This is a genomic window from Paracoccus sp. NFXS7 (assembly GCF_040148865.1).
GTDB lineage: Bacteria > Pseudomonadota > Alphaproteobacteria > Rhodobacterales > Rhodobacteraceae > Paracoccus > Paracoccus marcusii.
The window spans coordinates 1-2,159 of sequence record NZ_JAKEKV010000033.1; the positions used below are offsets into that span (position 1 = coordinate 1).

At 62.4% G+C, this 2,159-nt stretch carries 2 protein-coding genes; one reads left to right on the forward strand and one right to left on the reverse strand.

Annotated elements, in window-relative coordinates:
- Nucleotides 1–1,166 (reverse strand): MFS transporter (locus LZ686_RS18790; RefSeq protein WP_349548773.1); only part of this gene is annotated, 1,166 nt, incomplete at its 3' end.
- 140 nt (nucleotides 1,167–1,306) lie between these two features.
- On the opposite strand from LZ686_RS18790, the gene LZ686_RS18795 reads away from it, so the two are divergent.
- The coding region (locus LZ686_RS18795; RefSeq protein ID WP_349548774.1) for a LysR substrate-binding domain-containing protein at nucleotides 1,307–2,159 on the forward strand (853 nt) is incomplete at its 3' end.

The following is a 2,159-nucleotide window of genomic DNA, read 5'->3' on the forward strand; positions in this document are numbered from 1 at the left end:
AAAAGCGCGGTCAGAAATCCAAGAAACAGCAGCAGCGAGAGCGCGTTGAACACCTGCTGCATGCCGACCAGATCAGCGATCCCCCCAAGGGCGGCTGCGCCAAGCGCCCCGACCCCGAACGCAAAGCCGAAGACGAAGCCGGACACCATGCCGACCTTCTGCGGCATCAGCTCCTGGGCGTAGACCACGATCGCTGAGAATGCCGACGACAGGATCAGGCCGACGAGGATGCTGAGGACGATCACACCCCAGAGGTTTGCGTGGGGCAGCAGCAGTGCGAACGGAAGCGCCCCGACGATGGACACCCAGATCACCCTCCTCCGGCCTATCCGGTCCCCGATGGGACCACCGAAGAATGTGCCGACGGCCACGGCACCCAGAAAGACGAACAGGATGGTCTGGGCCTGGCGGATCTCCATCCCGAACCGTTCGATCAGGAAGAAGGTATAGTAGCTTTTGAAGGTTTCGATGTAGACAAACTTGCTCAGCAGCAGGGCGCCGATGACGGCGAACGCCAGGATCAGTCGCGGGCGTGACAGTTGCGGGCCCTCGGTCCGCGGGGTTCCGGCCGACTTCAGCATCCTCTGGTGATTGGCGAACCAGCCCGCGATCCGGAACAGGATCACGAACCCGATCACGGCAAGCAGGCCGAACCATACCGTGCTGACCTGCCCCAAGGGCAGAACGAACAGCGCCGCGGCAAGGGGCCCGAGGGCGGTCCCGGTGTTGCCGCCGACCTGAAAGCTGGATTGCGCGAAACCGAACCTGCCACCCGAGGCCATGCGGCAGACACGCGAGGCCTCCGGATGAAACAGTGCCGAACCGATGCCAAGCACCGCAGCAGCCGCGAGCAGGAGTGCGAATGAGCTGGCCAATGCCAACATCACGACGCCCACAGCCACCACTGCCATGGATACTGCCAGCATGTAGGGTTTGGGCCTGAGATCTCCGTAGAGACCCATGATCGGCTGCAGAAAGCAGGCCGTGATCTGCTGTGCCAGCGTCAGCAGTCCCAGCTGAAAATAGCTGAGCGCGTACTCTGTCTTCAGCACCGGATAGAGTGCTGGCAGCAGGAACTGGATGAGGTCATTGATCAGGTGCGTGCCGCTGACGGCCAGGATCACCGAATAGGAGGTCGGCATCAGAAGTGAACGGTGGGCAGTCATGGCAGTCCCGATCTGCGAAAAAATAGATAAGGTATTGATCTGCCCCACGGTCGAGGCGTCACGCCCCTTATGACCGATGTCGCGGAACCTTACGCGCGAGATAAAACACGGCTATCCAGGAGAAAAACTACAGGATCAAAATGTCGATCTCCCTCAGAACGCTGCCGTCACTGAATGCCCTTCGCGCCTTCGAGGTCTCCGGGCGCCATCTGAACTTCCGCGCGGCTTCCGAGGAATTGGGCGTCACGCAGGGCGCGGTCGCGCAGCAGGTTCGGCTTCTGGAGGATCATCTGGGCCTTGCGCTGTTTCACAGGATGCCACGCGGCCTCGCGCTGACGGGACAGGGGAAGGCGTACCTTGCTGACGTGTCGCGGGCCTTCGCGCTGCTGAGCGCCGCCACCGATCAGTTGCAGCATCGTGCGGATGCCGTCACCATCAGCGTTACACCGACCTTTGCGACCCGGATGCTGATCCCGCAGTTGTCGGCCCTGCAGGCAGCGCTTCCGTCTGTAGAGCTCCGCACCGTGGCGACAACCAGTATCTCGGATTTCGACCGCGATCAGGTCGATCTTGCGGTCAGGGAGGCGCGTCCCCCCTTCCCGTCCGCGTTGGAGGCCCGCTTTCTGTTTCCGCAAAAGCTTGTTCTTGTGGCAAGCCCGCACCTGCCGGGCGTGCCCTCATCCGAGACAGCACCCGATCAGATCGCCGACCTTCCGCTTCTGCATGACGGCTACGACTACTGGTCCAGATACTTCGGGACCCATGGCAAGGTACCGGGTCCAGTGTTCAACCAGACGTCCCTGGCGCTGGACGCGGCGCTGGCAGGTCAGGGGATCGCGATCGCGTGTCGGGCCTTTGTCCAGGAGGATCTGGATGGGGGGCGCCTTTTGAACCTCGGCGACGCAGGCTTCGATGCCGACACGGGGTTCTACCTGGTGCGGAAGCGGTCATCTTCGTCCGGCAGTGCCGTCGATGCCGTCTGGTCCTGGTGCA